Consider the following 16,765-nt stretch of genomic DNA (forward strand, 5'->3'; position numbering starts at 1 on the left):
TAAGTAAGAAGAGTCGCAGTTTTCCTTGCTAAACACTTCGGAGACGTAAGACGTAGATTATCGTAAGTTCGGCCCATCGACTTACGGGCAACTTATGGAGGCGTCTCATGCCGGTGCTTAAGCTTACCAAGACCAACATCGACCGGGTCGCCAAGCCGGGCGGCAAGAAGGACGTGCTCTACTGGGACCGTGATACCAAAGGCTTCGGCCTCCGCGTCACGCCGACCGGGCTATCCAAGTTCATCGCCCAAGGCCGCGTCCGGGGCACCAGCAAAGACGTGCGGGTTACCATTGGTTCCTACGGAGCTTGGACCGTGGACGAGGCCCGACGCCGCGCCGACGAGTACCGCCACCAGTTCGAACAGGGCATTGATCCCAAGGACGTTGAGCGGGAGCGCAAGGCAGCAAGCATCACGCTTCAGCAGGTGCTCGACGATTACGTAGGCCGCCCCGGCAAGCTCAAGGACAGCACCGCCAAGGAGATGCGCCGGCACGTTGCCAAGGCGTACCCCGATTGGGCGGCTAAGCCGGTGGCCACCATCACCAGAGAGATGGTCAAGAGCCGGCACCAGCAGATCGCTACTGAAGGTCTGAACGGTAAACCGGCGCCAGCCAGCGCCAACGCCTGCATGGTGACTCTGCGTATCCTCGTGAACTTCGCCATGGACGAACACCGCCGTCCCAATGGATCGCCGATCATCAGTCACAACCCCGTGGGCGCTCTGAAGCGTCACTGGTCAAAGCTGGGAAGTCGCACCGAGCGCTACATCGACAAGGCGAAGGTGGGCGCGGTTTGGAACGCGCTACAGGCCGCCCGCGAATGCCCGAAGAACCGCGACGCACTGGCCGGAACCGATCTCACGATCTTTGCTCTTTTGACGGGGTGCCGCCGAGATGAGGGGGCAGCGCTGACCTGGGACCGGGTCATTCTGTCGGACGATCCTGCCGAGTGCCGCTGGCACCTGACTAATCGAAAGGTGGGCCAGGACATTTATTTGCCGCTGGCCAGCCAAGCGGTGTCACTGCTTCGCCAGCGCTTGGCTGCCGCAGACGCCCTTGCGGCCGCCCCTGAAGAGGAGCGCGATCCGTTCGTCTTCCCGAGCTGGTCTCGAGCAGGCCGGATCATGGATGCCCGGAGTGCGATGGCCACGGTTAGCGAGATCGTGGGCAAGCACCTCAGCCTCCACGACCTCCGACGTACCTTCACGAACATCGCGATGCGGGAATGCCGAATTGAGAAGTTCCGCACGGACCTTCTAACGGGTCACAAGCCAGCGCAGGCTGACACCACATCGCGAAATTACTTGGACCTTACCAACCTAAGCTGGCTTCACCCTGAGATTCAGGAAGTAGGCAGCTGGATCGAGCAGCAGGGCAGGGTGGCCGCCGCCCAGGCGTCCGGAGCTAACGTCGTGGCACTCCGAGCGTAGCTCAGTGGGCCGGAAAAGGGGCGTCCAGCGCCGATAGGCTTTCCAAGCTACGCAGGTAGCGGCACGTGGCTGGTGAGCGTGGACACCCCCTTGAAATTGGCAGAAAATAGCGCTTGCGCTTACGCACCTTTGCTAACTAAAACCTACCCCTGACACCCGATCACGGTGTTCGTTGCCACACTGGGGCGCGCCCGCGAGGAAAATTCCAGAGACCTAGCCGGTGAGGAGCAGGGGGGAAGTGCCCCGAGGCCCCGGACACTGCTAGCCGACTATGACGGTCTGCTGGTGCTGGTGGCCACAGCGCAATCCTAACAGCTTGCCCTGGGAGCTCCCCATGCACCAACCGATACAGCAGCTGCGTCTGCTCGACAGCGTTCACGTCGCCGCGATGCTCGGCATCACGCCCGGCACTCTCAAGTTCTGGCGCCATAAAAATCGTGGACCAAAATTCGTGAAACTGGGGGACTCTCCTCAGGCTGGTGTTGCCTACGACGAGGCCGATGTTCGGGCGTTCATCGAGAGCCGTAAGTTCGCCAGCACCAGTGCGTACAGCCCCGCCGGGCTGGCGAACGTCAGACCAACTATCAGCCGGACACCCGAGCTAACTCGCTGATCTGACTCGCCTATCCGCGAGCGGCGGCGAACCCGGAAGAATGTCGTCAGTCGCGCAAAGAGAAAGCGGCGAGACGCGCGAACGTCCCGCCGCTCGGAACCCCAAAGCCATCACACTCGGAGCATCCATGACAATGGACCCTATACCAGCAGCCAGCGGGGCCGGACAGCCCGATCGTGGCCCCAACCTACTCGACGAACTCAAGGCTCAGCTGGTCTGGCTGCTATGGAGGTCCGAGCCCAACCCCGACCCGACGAAGAAGCCGATTAAGGTGCCTTACTACGTAGGAGGTGGACGACGAAATGGGCAGCTGGACGGTCCTGAAGACCGCTCCAGGCTCGTAACCCACGCAGTCGCCGAAGCTAAGTTCGAGGAGCTGGCAGGGGCTTACACCGGGCTTGCGATAGCCTTGGGTCCCGATGGAAGAGGGGGATGCTGGCAAGGGATCGACCTTGACGACATCGAAGCCAAGGGTCTGTCAGATCTTGCTACACAATGGGTCCGCGGCGACAGCGCCGGGTGGGGGTACATTGAGATCACGCCCAGTGGTGAGGGCGCTCACGTGCTCGGATACGGGCAGGAGTTTCGCACCCTGGGTTCCAATGCCAGCGGCATTGAGGCCTACTCTGGCGAGCGCTTCTTCACCTTCACTGGAGTGAGTGCCAAGCACGATAGTCCTCACCGACCCATCGACCTAGCCCCATATGTCGAGAAGGTGCTTGCGCCTCGTCACAGCTGCGGTCGATCAAAGGCCCAGTCGGAAAGCGCTACCACTTCCGTTGACCCGAAGACCGTCACGGAACTGCGCTCCGCTCTTGCTCACATGCGATCGGATGACCGCGACATGTGGATGCGGATGGGCATGGCGCTCAAGGATCTTGGGGAGATTGGGCGAGGCCTTTGGTTCGAGTGGTCGCAGACCTCGGAAAGCTACGAGCCGCGTCAGGCCAGCCGGGATTGGGACAGCTTCGAACCTCGCGACACCGGCTACAAAGCCGTGTTCGCCGAGGCTCAACGCCAAGGCTGGGTCAACCCGGCTAGCAAGGAAGCGGCACTAGTACCGAGCGCTGCCGCCCCAGACAACGGCCGTCGAGAGCTAGTCTGCCGGCCTTTGGGGGGTGTCCAGCCTCGGGCAATCGACTGGCTTTGGACGGGCTGGATACCCCAAGGCTACATCACGATCCTTGCGGGTGAGAGCGGCGCGGGTAAGTCCACCGTGCTCGCCGACATAGCGGCACGCGTAACCACCGGACGCCCATGGCCCGGAGAGCGGCTTGACGCCCTGCGAGTCCCTGGCCGGGTTCTGTGGCTTGGCAGTGAGGACAGCGTTGAAGAGATGACCGTCCCGCGCCTGATGGCCTGCGGAGCGGCGTTAGACAACGTGACCGCGATCGACGGCGTAGCCTTGGCCGGTAAGCGAACAACCTTCTCCATGCAGGACGACTTAGAAGAGGTGTCGCGGCTGCTCGGGGCCGCCAAGGTGGAGCAACGGCCCTTCGCCATGCTCGTGATCGACCCCGTGACCAGCTACCTGCCCGGCCAGAAGCTGCGCAAGGTCGACCTCAACGATTCCGGCCAGATGCGCACCATTCTTGAGCCTTGGCTTGCCCTAGCTCAGCAGCACAACATCGCCATCGTATGCGTGACGCACTTCGCCAAGGATACGTCGCGGCAGATGATGCACCGTGTGCTTGGATCTGGTGCCTTTGTGGCAACGTGTCGCAGCCTGTGTGTCGTAATCGAGCGACAAGCGACGGAGGACTTCGAGCCTGAGCCTAACGAGAAGCTGATGCTGCAAGTGAAGACCAACTTGCCCGAAGACCCTGGTGGTAGCTGGCGTTTGGTCACCGAGAAGGTCGAGGTTTCCACCGACCCGCGCAACAGCAAGCCGATTGCGGCCACTCGCCCGAGCTGGCTGGAGCTCGACGCCACGTTGTCGGCTAGGACGGTTGTCGGGCCGAAGCGGGGGCCGAAGAGCCAGAAGGCTGAGGGGTTTGGCATTTGGGTCCGGGCTCAGTTCGCGCAGAACCCGCCGGAATGGCTCCCTGTCTCGGTGGTGCTTGCCGCTGCCAAGAAGGTCGGCGTCAGTGACAGCTGGTGGAACAAGAACTCATCCGACTTCCTCGACCGCGACAACCAAGGGGGAACGTGGATGTGTAGGCCCAAGAGCCTCCATTGAGGGGAGGTAAGGTGGGTTAACTGGGTAAGGTGGGTGGAATGTGGAAACTGGGTCATGTGAGTAAAAGCAAGCAGTTAGGCACCACCTTACCCAGTTTCCCACCTAGCCCACCCCACCCAGCTTGGCGGGGTCCTAGGCCAAAGTTCAGCCCGGTGGCACACGCCCATGGCATCCCGCCGATACCTAATCAGGTGTATACCCTAATCATATCCTTGAAATACAACAGGAATATGCGCCAGAGGCCAGATGCAAACTGCTGTCGTAAGCGTGAGTGCTCCAAAGCGAATACTTTAATACATTAATGCCAACTTTGCCTAGGAACGGGTGCACGCGTCACTGGGGCCTACCCGTAGAGTCATGGCATCGCGTAGGTGTTTACGTGCAGATACGTCGCGTTATGCTGCATCAGCCGTTCTGGAGGTTTAGCTTGAATTTCGAAGAAGCCGCGCGACGAATACATCTCGGACGCTCAATCGCTTTCTTTGGAGCGGGCTTCTCTCGCGATGCCAAGAACCACCAGGGCAGGAGCCTGGCGGACGCGGCGGACCTCGCCTTGGAGCTTTCTCAGGCAGCAGGAGAAGAGGAGGAGCTACCACTACGGTTGGCTGCTCAGATATACGAGAGTAGGAAGTGTGAACCCGGCATTCGGAACTTGATCCGGGAGTTCTACCGCGCTGCTGAAGTTAGCACTGGTCAGCTACACATCGCCAGCCTGCCTTGGGCGCAAATCTATACCACTAACTATGATGATGTGATTGAGGAGTGCCGCCGACGAGAAGGCACCTCCGTAAACAGTGTGACCGTCTTGGATCGCCCGCGCGATCTCGCTGGGTATACGAACATCGCTCATCTGCACGGGTATGTAGAGCGAATCTCTGATGCTGACTGGGAGTCTGCATTCGCTCTAACCGACCGCCAGTACGCAGCTGACATACTCACTCATTCGGGATGGCCAGAACGCTTTCGAAGCGATGCCGCGTATGCAGACGCGATCTTCTTCTTCGGCTACTCTCTCTCAGATCTAGACATCGCCCGGTTACTGTACCGAGACCCTTCGCTTCGGGCCAAAACGTTTTTCGTGATCGGCGAGAGCGCCGGCCGGGCCACTGAGCTTACAGTCGAGCCCTACGGAACTGTAGTCCCTAGGAACATAGAAGACGTCGCAACCATCTTTCCAGTGGCAGACGCGGCCGAAGCTGCTAGGCCGACGCCGTTCTTGGCTAGCTTGGTAGAGCAGGAACTCGCCGTCGCTGAATCCGCACCGACCCGCGAGCAGGTGACCGACTTTCTGGTGAAGGGGCAAGTCGAGTCGAAGCTGATCATCAGAGACCTAGTGAATGGCAGTCACGATTACTACGTCGCTCGAGAGGCCATTTCCGAGGCTACTCGACTACTCGACGCTGGTCCGATGCGAGTGCTGTTTCACTCACGCCTTGGCGAGGGTAAGACCACTGCGCTGATCGAGTTCGAGCACTATTGTCTGGCGGAAGGACGCCGGGTCCTAGTGTTCAATGGAGACCCCGACGGCCTTCCACACGATGTAAACTACCTTGCGAGTCTTGGATCTGCCGATCAGCAAAAGATCGTTGTGATTTTTGAACACTGCTTCTCATTTTCTCGACAGATAAAGCATCTCCTTGAGCGATTTCCACTCCTGTCGGTCATTTTGACAACGCGCAGTGGAGCGCTACAAACTCGGATCGGCGACCTGAACGAAGCCTTCGGAGACGACTTTCGGATCTTCGACATTGATGGAATTGGTGACCAAGAGGCTCCGGAATTTGATGATATTCTATACGCTAATGGTCTGTGGGGTCCTCGTCAGGGCGATCGGACTGAGGAGCGGCTCAGGTACATCGAGCGAGAATGCAAATCAAATCTAGCTACTCTTTTAGTGCACGTATGCCGATCTTCGGATCTCTTCGAGCGCATCAAGAGGGAATTCGTAGGGCTGGACAAGCAGCCGCCTGACATCAAACGGTCTGTCCTCGCAGCACTGAGCGCCGCGCACAGTGGTGTTAAACTCAACGTCGCTCAGTTGTGCGAAGTCGTTCAATCAGACCTATTTAAGTACGGCGCCAACCAAGCCAACGAGATCGTTCGCGAGTTTGTCGACTTTGCTCACCAGCAGGTATCAGTCCGATCACCGGCGTTTGCGCAAGCAGTTCTTCAAGACGTAGTTCCTGACCACGTGATTTTAGAGCACGTGCCAGGGCTCTTGGTGCGCTTGGATAGATTGAGAGAGAACTCGGCCGCGTACGATGATCTCTTCAAAGGCCTGATGAGATTTGGGTTCATCGAGAACATCATCACCAACCCTGACAAGGAACGAAAGCTAGTCGCTTATTTCGAAGCCATTCGGGCTAGCGGTGTTGGACTAAATAACCCTCAGTTTTGGCTTCAGTATGCGATTGCCTGCATGTCGTTCGAGGATTACCGAAACGCGGCCGATCATTTTGCCACCGCTTTCGGTCTCGCGAGCCGACGCGGAGGTTACGACCCCTACCAGATCGAAAACCATTACGCGAAATTTTTGCTGAGATCGCGACTTAATTCGAATTACTGGGACGACTATTTCGACGCCTTCGCAAAAGCCAACGACATACTTCAGCGACAGGTTCGTAATTTTCAAGAGGGGTTCTACCCATACCGGGTGGCCTCAAATTATCTAGACTATGTGGAGGCGCACCACAGTAAGTTCAGTGCCGATCAGTTGGAGCGCGTTGCAGATTGGTGCGCGCAAATTCTAGCGGTCTCTGAATCCGCACCACCTGCAGTTCGTAGATCAATCTACTGGTCTAGAGCACGAAAAACCTTGCAGGCGGCGCGGGATATCATCTCTGAGGTTCAACCGAGAGCCCGACGAATTCCTGCCGCTTAGGGCGCCCTAGATGCTTCTGGAAAGGCTCATGGGATCAGCCGTGGGCAGAAACTTGGCAGCGATTTGCCTGCCGAACCTGCACCCAGACGATTGAGGCCAGCCGGAAGACCTCGCAGGATGTCGAGGGCAGCCGTCCAGAACGGGCCGAGCATTGGCGAATTGCCGCGCGGGCTCTGACCACTTGTTCGCCAAAGCTATGCTTGCGCGCGCCCGACGGTGGGAGGCTGGCGCGGGTGCCCGAATCACCAATAGAGCGTGAGTTCGGCAGCTTTGAAGCTTGGGCCGACAGAATGGTCGCCGAGGAAATTTTCGACCCAGAGATTCGGTCAGTCATCGCCGCTGTTTGGAGGTGGTAACGACGAGCGTTTCAGCTACGAAGACGTACCAGATTGGAGACGCAAGTGTCTGAGGGGTACGTGTACGTTCTGACTAATGAAGCTATGCCGGGGTATGTGAAGCTCGGCCTTACACAAGGCGACGATGTCATGTCGCGAGTAAGGCAGCTGGATACAACGGCGGTTCCCCTACCTTTCGAGTGTTACTTCGCGGCGAAGGTGCCGGATTGTGCACGGCTCGAGCGAACTCTCCATTTCGTCTTCGGGGAACGACGGGTGCGGCGCAGTCGCGAGTTCTTTCAGATCGAGCCTGATCTGGCGAAGGCCATAATCGAGCTGGTCGCCATTGAGGATGTTCAGCTCTCTGATGCTCAGCAGGCGATCGATTCTGAGCAGCGACGGGATATTGAAGAGGTTCGGAAGAGGCGTGAGATCCGTACCTTCACAAGCCTGAACATCCCAATAGGAAGCAAGCTCACCTTCGCCAAGAATCCTGACGTGGTTTGTGCCGTCACGAGTCCTCGGAAGGTGCAATTCCGAGGTCAGGAGATGAGCCCATCTAGAGCAGCACTCGAGGCCGTCCACGAGATGGGTTACGACTGGAGCGCAGTCAGCGGCATGGATTACTGGCTCTTCAACGGAGTTCGCTTGTCGCGATTGTCGGAGGGAAGCGCGGAAATCGACCCTGCTGACGACTTAAGACTGATCGAAGGCGAGGGTTTGTAATGCCTGATCTTTCCGTGGGCGCTCGCTACTACACCATCGATGATCCGGAGCATGGTGTCACCCATACTGAACTAGGTGCAATGCCTCCCGACGAGCAACGAGAATACATGTTGAGTTGGTTTCGAGGGATGTTCGAGGACCCGGCCAACGAGACCCCGTATCAAAGCAGCGAGGGCGGGTATTTATATATCTGGGGTGGTCCCTACGACGCGCGCGAAGAAATAGAAGGCCAATTCCACGATGTGGTCAGCCAGGAGACCATGGAAGACGTCATAGATGAGCTGGAACGAAGCGGAATTACAGAGTGGGCACCCGGTCCGAAGCATCCCGATCACGTGCGTGCGGCTGAAGATTATGACGCCGCGATGGAGGAGCCTCCGCCTCAATTCGAAGAAGCGGTCAGGCAGCTTGAGGCCGGCAACGTGCCAGCCTTCGGTGCTGCGGTAGAAGTTGAGTTACGAGGCGCTCTTCACAAGAGCGCGAATGATCTACTTTCTCTCGTAAACTCACAGGAGCCGGTCCATGGCGGCATGGGCCACAACAAGCCACCGTTGGATGAGCATGAATATGAGCTCGCACTCATCGTGGGCGAAGTGCGCGCAGCTGCCACGATTATAGCGGCTGGAACTGCCAGCGAGACGCCTGATGCACTTGAAATTGCTAAGGCCAGCGGTCGACTTGCTAAACTAATTGGGTGGACAGGCAGCAAGTTAGACGCAGCCGCTAACGAATTCGCGAAGAGCTTTGGAAAGGCTGCAGGCAATGCAGCCGGTGTTGCTTTCGGCGCTCTGCTCTTGGCGGGGATCGCCCATCTTCTAGGGCTCAGCTGGGACTGGTTGATGGCCATCTTGCCGGGTCTCTGAGACAAGCCGTAGGAAGCCTGACAACCAATCAGAGGGTCGCCTCGGCTAAGCCCTTGGCGCTCCCACACTGGTAACCGTCGAAAAACGGCACGTCAGAGCATCGTAAGGATTGGCGCCACCTTATTTCCGTGATCTCTGAAACAAGCTGCTCCAATTTCCTGTGGATAACGTGCCGGTGGGACTGAACGGGGGAGGGCCGCGGCTTGCACCTGCCAGCGGGATTCCCGAAGCACCGGGGTATGGCCAAATTCAAGACGAACAAGCTCGATCCTACACTGCAGAAGCTCCGAGGTGGGTACTACACGCCGCTTCCTCTCGCGGACTTTCTGGCATCGTGGGCGATCCGTACAGGAGCCGAGTCAGTTCTTGAGCCGAGTTGTGGTGACGGCAATTTCATCGAGGTAGCGGCCAAGCACCTTACCGTTCACGGCAGTATCACGGGGGTCGAGCTCCTAGAGCAGGAGCTTGAGCGCGCTAAGAATCGTGGATCAACTGAGGCAAAAACGCGCTGGATACAGGGTGATTTCTTCGAGCGATTCGATGAGGTCCGAGCTGCGGGTCCCTACGACGCCATCCTTGGGAATCCGCCGTTTATAAGATTTCAGCACTTTGATGCCGAAGTGCGTGATCGGGCTTTCGGTTACCTGAAATCCTTCGGCTACCATCCAACGAAGCTCGCAAACGCTTGGTGCGCGTTTGTTCAACTTTGTGCAGAGCTTGTAGCGCCGGGCGGGCGGATGGCGTTGGTTCTACCAGCCGAACTCCTGCAGGTAGGCTACGCCAGAGAACTGCGCGAAAAATTGCCCCACATGTTCCGTGATATACTTCTCGTCGCATTCGACGAGCTGGTGTTTCCAGATATTCAGCAAGAGGTGGTTTTGCTGTTAGCTGAGGACCGTACGGAGCGAGCAGCTAGAAACGGCACCTTCCACACTGTGCAGGTGCGCAACGGGGCGGACCTGCTGCGGTCCAATCTGCTTCAGGACAAGGTAGGTCACCTCCCAGCTCGTCATACTCGTAGTGGAATGAAGTGGACTTCGCTTTTTCTAGATCCTGCAACGTTCGACATTCTGGACGAGGTGCAGCGTCAGCCGAATGTTCGCCCACTCAGCGACTTTGCTGAAGTCGATGTCGGTGTAGTCACCGGTAGGAACAGCTTCTTTGTCGTAACGAAGGAGCAAGCCGATCAGATTGGCGTGAACGGCTTCGCGCTGCCTACGGTAGGGCGAACAAGCGCGCTGAAATCGATCTACTTCAACGAAGCAGACCTCGATAATTATCAGATTAAAAACCCGTCGCGTCTTATCAATCTACGTGGTGTTCACCCGGACAGGTTCTCTCCCGAGCTCCGCACATATCTTGATGCCGGAGAAGCGGAAGGCGTACACAAGGGTTATAAGTGCAGTGTGCGGCCACGCTGGTATGACGTACCCTCAATATACGTCCCGGACGCGTTCATGTTTCGGCAGATACACAACGCTCCTTTCTTGGTGGCCAACTGCGCAAATGCTACTGCGACTGACACCATTCACCGCGTAAGAATAAGGAGTGGCATCGACCGAGATCGCCTCTGCGCCTCCTCGATCAACTCGCTTTCCTTCGCGTGGGCAGAAGTTTGCGGCAGGTCGTACGGCGGTGGTGTCCTAGAATTGGAGCCGAGAGAGGCAGAAGAATTGCCATCTCTGTACGACTTCAGTCATAAGCTGGACGTCGCTTACATAGATGCAAGCCTCAGGAGCGGCGATCTGAAGAAGGCCCTGCAGCACTCAGATCAAGTGCTACTAAGAGATGGCTTGGGCCTATCTGGAACAGACGTAGCGCGCATTAGCGCTGGTTGGGATACCTTGCGCAACAGACGCCAAGGACGTCGGCGCACTGCTGACTAGGCATCTCAGTTCAGGTTCTCGGGTCGGTGTTGGTGATGGCTAGCCCAAATCGACCCGACGCGTCCTTCGTGAGCTGAAGCCACTTATCAGTTAGGTTTCGATCCCGGAACTCGTCGGAAATCCCCTCGATGTGCAGAAGCGACGTGTAGTTGTTCTGGTCTGCCTCACGATTAGGTGCATAGCTGACCATCAAGGGTACCGTGCCCAGGTCTATACCGAGCACGGTGGTAGCAAATTGAATAGTCGCAGTCTCGCGAGGTACTCCGGTAGACGTAGTGCCCTTGACCCATGGCTCGCCCGCAAAGAAATTGCGGCGAAAGTACTTCTGCGCGTCAATGTTGTAGCCAGCCCTGACTAGCGAGATGCTACCGCGCTGATTACCCGCCTTCTTACGCTGCGCATCCGAAGCACTGAGCTTTTTGGTCCACTCAGCGACTGGCGCAGACAGTGGAGCGGGAGCAGCCGCCTCCGGTGGAGCAGGTGCTGGCACCTTCACGAGCGGCTTCAAACGAGTCCCATGGCGAGATTTCATCTTGGCGTCGGTGGGTGGGCTTGGAGGTGGCAACGGCCGGTCCAGCACGCCTGCGGTAATCAGCGCGTCGACTTCCTGGGTGCCCTGGACAACCGTCATGCCTTCGCGCTTGGCCGCAAACCACCAGTCCACCGCGGCGGCGATATCGGCTAGGCAGCCCACATCGTCCCCATCGCGAGAGTCTAGTAGGATGCCCGCTTCGATGTTGAGGGAAGTGATTCCGTTCTTCGTCAGATTGGCGGAGCCTACGTAAGCGGCTGCTGATCCGTCCATCCTCGTGATGTGAACGGTCTTTGGATGGTAGAGACCACCGGTGAAGCTTACCACCCCAATGCTGCGATCAGCTCGCGGCGGCCCAGCCAGTTGCAGCAGCTGCGTGATGTCTTTTGAGCGAGTGACGCCGTTGTTTGAGCCGATGAGAACTCGGAGAGGCCCACCGCTGGTCCTCAGGCTTGCAATTGACGGCGCAAAATAATCAAGGATCTCGCCGCCAAAGAAGCCTGCTTGCCACCTGAGTGCCGCTAGCTCTTTGTTCAACACATGCTGCTCAAGCCAGGAGCCAAGAGCATCAGCCGCGTCTCTAGAATTGCTGTCGATATAACGCATCGACGCGGCGTGATAATCACCGGCCGGTCGTGGTCAACTGCTTACGACCAGCTTACGAGTCTCACGTAGGTGCCAGCACTCTTCGCCGGACCAGGTGCAAACACCTGATTTTACTTCAGAAAGGTGGTGGACGCACTAGGGCTCGAACCTAGGACCCGCTGATTAAGAGTCAGCTGCTCTACCAACTGAGCTATGCGTCCATGCCTGTGAGGCGGTGCGCTGGTCCGCCCTGAGCGGCTGCGCGAGCGGGCATGTAGCGAGGCCTACCACCCTTTGCAACCGCTTTAGCTGAGGGTTGAACGAGTTCGCTGCTGGCGCTCGAAACTCATCAGGAGGCCGAGGCAGATCATCACGGTCATGACTGCCGAGCCGCCGTAGCTGATGAGGGGCAGGGGAATGCCCACCACCGGCGCCAGACCCATCACCATCAGCAGGTTGATCGCGAAATAGGAGAAGAGCACGGCCGCCAAGCCCGCGCACGACAGCTGGGCGAAGCGGGTCGGCGCATTGGCCGCGACCTTCATCGCCCAGCGGATCACGAACAGGTAGGCGAGGACCACGATCGTGCCGCCGACCATGCCCCACTCCTCGGTAAGCGTCGCGAATGCAAAGTCGGTGTGGCCTTCGGGCAGATACTGAAGATGGCTCTGGCTACCTTGGAGGTAACCTTTGCCGAACAGCCCGCCGGAGCCGATCGCAATCTTGCTCTGGGTGATGTGGTAGCCGGCGCCCATCGGGTCGCTTTCGGGGTCGAGAAAGATGTCGATCCGCTTTTTCTGATAGCCGTGCAGCAGGAACTGGTAGATGATCGGGATCGCCGCCGCGATCGCGCCTCCCGGGATCAGGAACCACTTCACCGGGAGGCCGGCCAGGAACATCACGGTCACGCCGGCGAATACCACCATCAGGCCGGTGCCAAGGTCCGGCTGCAGGATTACGAGACCAGCGGGGACCCCGATCAACGCGGCCGCGGGCCAGATCGCGCGGAAACTGCGGATATCCCCGGCGGGCAGCAGCTCGTAGAAGCGCGCCAGCATCAGGGCGATGGTGGGTTTCATGAACTCCGATGGCTGCAGCCGGATGATGCCGAGATCCAGCCAGCGCTGCGCACCCTTTCCGACGAACCCCAGCATGTCGGTCAGCACCAGCATGATTACGATCGATCCATAGATCGGAATCACCAGCTGCTTGACCGTCTCCTCGCGCACCTTGGACAGCGCGATGGCCAGGCTGAGGAACAGCAGCAGCGCGGCGCCCTGGCGCATGGCCCAGGGCTGGATCGACCCGCCGGCGGCCGAGTAGAGGTTCACCAGCCCGAACAGGCCGATGCCCATGATCAGGAAGATCAGCCGCCAGGGCAGGCGGGCGAGCGGTTGCGGGATGATGGCGGACGAGATCATGCGCTGGCCGCCGGTGGCACTTGTGCCGCGGCCTTGAAGGCGGCTGCCTGCCGCGCGTTGCGCTCGGCCAGGCTGCCGCCCCACTGTTTCTCCAGCGGCTCAAGCGTCGCCCAGGCCTTCTCCTGGTCAAACAGGTAAGTCATGCTGTCGCGCACGATCGGCGCCGCGGCCGAAGCGCCAAACCCGCCATGCTCGATGATGCAGCCGATGGCGTACTTCGGCTTGTCCGCGGGGGCGAACGCGATGAACAAGGCATGGTCCCGCAATGCCCAATTGGAGTTGGCCACCCCGCGGGCGGTGAGGCGGAACACCTGCGCGGTTCCGGTCTTGCCGGCCATCTGGATGCCGTCGAGCGGCAGCTTCGACCCAACGGCGGTGCCGCTGCCGTTGACCACGGCCGCCATGGCATTGCGAACGATCGCGAGGTGCTCCGGATCGACGGCGACCGGTGCAATCCGTTGGCGTCGCGCCCCCGCCAGCAGGCGCGGCTGAATGAGTTTGCCGGACGCCAGCCGCCCGGGCATCACGGCCAGTTGCAGCGGGTTGATCAGGACGTAGCCCTGGCCGATCGACGTGTTGGCCGAATCGAACCCTTGCCACTTGCGCTTGTACTTCTTCTCCAGCCACTTGGGGTTCGGCATGGTGCCGTAACGCTGGCTGATCGGCAGCTGGTCGAATTCCTGCCCGTAGCCGAGATAGTTGACCATCTCGGTGGTCAGCTCCGGATCGGTGCGCAGGCCCATGGCCCAGAAGTAGGTGTTGCAGCTACGCTCGATTGCCACGTGCATGTCGACCGAGCCATGCCGGGCGTCGCAGCTGAAGAAGCGGTTGCCGATCCTCAGGCCGCCCGGACAGAAGACCCGCTGCCGCGGGTCGATGCCCTGCTTCAGGAACGCCAATGCCATGGCAGGCTTGATGGTCGAGCCCGAGGGGTAGAGCCCCTGTGAAACCTTGTTGATCAGCGGCTTGTGGTCGTCCTCTGACAGCATCCGCCATTCGGTCCGGCCGATGCCCGCACTGAAGCTGTTGGGATCGAACGCAGGCATGGAGACGAAGGCCAGCGTGTCGCCCGTGTCCACATCCAATGCGACCAGTGCGCCCGAGTTGTCGCCCATGCGCCGCGCCACATATTCCTGCAGACCGGCGTCGATTGTAAGCTGCACCGTTCCGCCGCTGCGATCGGGCTTAGGGTCGAGTTCCTTGACGAGGCGGCCGCTCGCCGTGACTTCGATCCGCTGCCCGCCCGGGGTCCCCCGGAGGTTGGGCTCCAACGTCTTTTCAAGCCCTTGCTTGCCGATCTTGAACCCGGGAGTGAGGAACAGTGGGTCCTTGCTCTTCTGGTAATCCTCGGCCGACGGGGTGCCGACATAGCCGACCAAGTGGGCTACGGCGGGGCCAGCCGGGTAGAAGCGGGAAAAGCCCCGCATCGGCTGAACGCCTGGAAGTTCGGGCAGGCGGACAGTGACCGCCGCATAGCGCTCGTACGGCACGTTCTCGGCGACCTGTACCGGCTGGTAGCCGCGCGCAGCCTTGATGTCCCGATTGATCCGGTCGACCTCGTCAGGAGTGAGCGCCAGAAGCTCTGTGAGGATGGCGACCGTCCGCCCAGCGTCCTTGAGCTGGTCCGGGATCAGGTCCACTCGAAAGTCGGACCGGTTGATCGCGATCGGCTTGCCGCCCCGGTCGACGATCCAACCGCGGCGCGGTGGAACCAGAATCATCTGGACCCGATTGTCCTCGGACAGCAGGTTGTACTTCTGGTTCTCCTTCACGGACAACCAGCCGAGCCGCGCCACGAGCGCCCCGGCGACCGCAGCTTGCGCGCCGCCCACCACCAGCATCCGCCGCGAAAAGGTCAGGCTCTGGTGAACGGAGGTGAAACGCATTGGCGGGTTCATCGGCCGAGCCTCCAACGGTCAACCGCAGAGGCGGTAAAGGCGGCGAGCGGGAAGGCGAGCACGGCGATGATCCACGGCGACCAGATGAGGCGAAAGGCGTAAGATGCGCCCATAAGCGCGTCGACGTCCCAGCGTACCACCTGGCTGATGAACAGGAGAATGGCAGCCAGCAGCCATTCGATCCAATAATCGCGCCACATGGTGCGGCGATCGGCCAGGTCGAGCATCAGCATGGACGCGGTCCATACGAAGATCGACTGGCCGACGGGCGAGCCCGTGATGAGGTCGTTGAAGAGGCCAAGGGGCGCTGCCCACCAGGCGGGAATGGCATCGCCGCGCAGCAGCCGCCAGGCGATCAGCATCAGAAAACCGAAGTCAGGTCCCCAGCCGACCTCGGTGACGATCGGCAAGACTGACAGCGTGGACGCAATCGCGACGCTGCCGGCCGGCCAGTAGCGCGCAAGGCGTCGGGGACCACGGCCGATGGTGGCATTGTTGCCGAGGGCGGAGCGGACCATCAGCGCGCCTCGGGGGTCGGCTCGTCGGCGGCGCGCAACGCTGCTTCCTCGTACGGCTGCTCGACGACTGCAAAGCTGACGTCGGCCGGGTCAGCCATGGGAAGGGCGATGGCTCCATCGTCATCAAGCCGGACCACGCGCGCGACCGGAACTCCGGGCGGATACAGGCCGCCCGTGCCGCTGGTGACTACAATGTCGCCGCGGCGGAACGGATTGCGGCCGACTTCCAGCGGACGAAGATCAACGGTGCCGTCGCCACGACCCGTAGAGATGACTGCCTGACCGCCCCGCAGCAAGCGGGTTGGAACGATGTTTGCCCGGTCGGAGATCAGAAGCACGCGGCTAGCCGTCGCCCCCGCCTCCACCACTCGGCCCACGAGCCCGGCCGGCGCGCGCACGGGCATCCCGATGAGCACACCATCACCCCGCCCGACGGAGATCACCGCGAAGCGGCGCTGGCTTTCGAAGGAGGAGCCGACGATGCGGCCGGTGGCAACCGCCTGCAGCGCCTTCTCGCGAAGTTGCAGGGCCGCCTTCAGCTGCGCATTCTCGTTCAGGATGGCGCGCGCCTGAATGACCTGCTGCCGGAGCGCTGCCTGCTCCTTCTTCAGAGCGGCGTTCTGGCGGGCGGCGTCCCAGTAGTTGCCGGCGCCGCTGACCAGGCCGGTAACAGTGGTCGTGGCCTCTCGCAGGGCGCCCGTGACGGGGCTGGTCACGTCAAGCGTGGCGCCACGAACGCCGGCGTAGGCGTGCGGCGCCACGATGGAGAGGCCGAGCAGGAACAGTCCAATCAGGACACCCGCGATCGTCGCCAGAAAGCTGAAGAACAGGCCATATTGCGCCCGCCGCGACCAGCCCGGGCGCGCACCGACGGGCGGCGCCACCGTTCGAACGACCC

12 protein-coding genes and 1 tRNA gene are annotated in these 16,765 nt (G+C 60.1%); 7 read left to right on the forward strand and 6 right to left on the reverse strand.

All coding sequences use genetic code 11. From position 1 onward, the window contains the following. Positions 1–107 precede the first annotated feature (107 nt). From OMW55_RS06065 to OMW55_RS06095, 7 genes are all read left to right on the forward strand, one after another. Positions 108–1,430: a tyrosine-type recombinase/integrase gene (locus tag OMW55_RS06065; RefSeq protein WP_264881587.1), complete on the forward strand. Its 1,323-nt coding sequence runs from the start codon at positions 108–110 to the stop codon at positions 1,428–1,430. 334 nt (positions 1,431–1,764) lie between these two features. Continuing rightward, complete coding sequence (locus OMW55_RS06070; RefSeq protein ID WP_264881588.1) at positions 1,765–2,043, forward strand: helix-turn-helix transcriptional regulator; 279 nt, start codon at positions 1,765–1,767, stop codon at positions 2,041–2,043. Positions 2,044–2,176: 133 nt separating this feature from the next. Next, positions 2,177–4,222, forward strand: coding sequence for an AAA family ATPase (locus OMW55_RS06075; protein ID WP_264881590.1), 2,046 nt, complete (start codon positions 2,177–2,179; stop codon positions 4,220–4,222). Positions 4,223–4,649: 427 nt separating this feature from the next. Then, positions 4,650–7,103, forward strand: a complete 2,454-nt coding sequence (locus tag OMW55_RS06080) for an SIR2 family protein (RefSeq protein WP_264881591.1) — start codon at positions 4,650–4,652, stop codon at positions 7,101–7,103. A 416-nt stretch (positions 7,104–7,519) separates the two neighbouring features. Then, positions 7,520–8,164, forward strand: coding sequence for a GIY-YIG nuclease family protein (locus OMW55_RS06085; protein ID WP_264881592.1), 645 nt, complete (start codon positions 7,520–7,522; stop codon positions 8,162–8,164). Further along, on the forward strand, positions 8,164–9,027 hold the full coding sequence (locus OMW55_RS06090) for a hypothetical protein (RefSeq protein WP_264881593.1): 864 nt from the start codon (positions 8,164–8,166) through the stop codon (positions 9,025–9,027). The genes OMW55_RS06085 and OMW55_RS06090 overlap by 1 nt, the downstream gene beginning before the upstream one ends. A 239-nt stretch (positions 9,028–9,266) precedes the next feature. Then, positions 9,267–10,913, forward strand: a complete 1,647-nt coding sequence (locus OMW55_RS06095; protein WP_264881595.1) for an SAM-dependent methyltransferase — start codon at positions 9,267–9,269, stop codon at positions 10,911–10,913. 10 nt (positions 10,914–10,923) lie between these two features. Here OMW55_RS06095 and OMW55_RS06100 read toward each other — a convergent pair whose 3' ends face one another. From OMW55_RS06100 to mreC, 6 genes are all read right to left on the reverse strand, one after another. Further along, complete coding sequence (locus OMW55_RS06100; protein WP_264881596.1) at positions 10,924–12,051, reverse strand: phospholipase D family protein; 1,128 nt, start codon at positions 12,049–12,051, stop codon at positions 10,924–10,926. A gap of 124 nt (positions 12,052–12,175) precedes the next feature. Further along, a tRNA-Lys gene (locus tag OMW55_RS06105) sits at positions 12,176–12,251 on the reverse strand. An 84-nt stretch (positions 12,252–12,335) separates the two neighbouring features. Then, a complete protein-coding gene (gene rodA, locus OMW55_RS06110) occupies positions 12,336–13,451 on the reverse strand; it encodes a rod shape-determining protein RodA (RefSeq protein ID WP_264881597.1) in 1,116 nt (371 codons plus the stop codon). Next, the gene (mrdA, locus tag OMW55_RS06115) at positions 13,448–15,337 is read right to left on the reverse strand and encodes a penicillin-binding protein 2 (protein WP_264881599.1); all 1,890 of its coding nucleotides are present in this window, start codon (positions 15,335–15,337) and stop codon (positions 13,448–13,450) included. The genes rodA and mrdA overlap by 4 nt, the downstream gene beginning before the upstream one ends. A gap of 8 nt (positions 15,338–15,345) precedes the next feature. After that, positions 15,346–15,867 (reverse strand): rod shape-determining protein MreD, encoded by a 522-nt coding sequence (gene mreD, locus OMW55_RS06120; RefSeq protein ID WP_264881601.1) that lies wholly within the window; start codon positions 15,865–15,867, stop codon positions 15,346–15,348. Continuing rightward, the gene (mreC, locus tag OMW55_RS06125; RefSeq protein ID WP_264881602.1) at positions 15,867–16,751 is read right to left on the reverse strand and encodes a rod shape-determining protein MreC; all 885 of its coding nucleotides are present in this window, start codon (positions 16,749–16,751) and stop codon (positions 15,867–15,869) included. The genes mreD and mreC overlap by 1 nt, the downstream gene beginning before the upstream one ends. Positions 16,752–16,765 lie beyond the last annotated feature (14 nt).

The sequence above is a fragment of the Sphingomonas arvum genome, assembly GCF_026013565.1.
Lineage (GTDB): Bacteria > Pseudomonadota > Alphaproteobacteria > Sphingomonadales > Sphingomonadaceae > Sphingomicrobium > Sphingomicrobium arvum.

Coding starts and splice junctions, on each gene's coding strand:
- OMW55_RS06065 (WP_264881587.1), top strand. CDS start 108: ATGCCGGTGCTTAAGCTTACCAAGACCAACATCGACCGGGTCGCCAAG.
- OMW55_RS06070 (WP_264881588.1), top strand. CDS start 1,765: ATGCACCAACCGATACAGCAGCTGCGTCTGCTCGACAGCGTTCACGTC.
- OMW55_RS06075 (WP_264881590.1), top strand. CDS start 2,177: ATGGACCCTATACCAGCAGCCAGCGGGGCCGGACAGCCCGATCGTGGC.
- OMW55_RS06090 (WP_264881593.1), top strand. CDS start 8,164: ATGCCTGATCTTTCCGTGGGCGCTCGCTACTACACCATCGATGATCCG.
- OMW55_RS06095 (WP_264881595.1), top strand. CDS start 9,267: ATGGCCAAATTCAAGACGAACAAGCTCGATCCTACACTGCAGAAGCTC.
- OMW55_RS06100 (WP_264881596.1), bottom strand. CDS start 12,051: ATGCGTTATATCGACAGCAATTCTAGAGACGCGGCTGATGCTCTTGGC.
- rodA (WP_264881597.1), bottom strand. CDS start 13,451: ATGATCTCGTCCGCCATCATCCCGCAACCGCTCGCCCGCCTGCCCTGG.
- mrdA (WP_264881599.1), bottom strand. CDS start 15,337: ATGCGTTTCACCTCCGTTCACCAGAGCCTGACCTTTTCGCGGCGGATG.
- mreD (WP_264881601.1), bottom strand. CDS start 15,867: ATGGTCCGCTCCGCCCTCGGCAACAATGCCACCATCGGCCGTGGTCCC.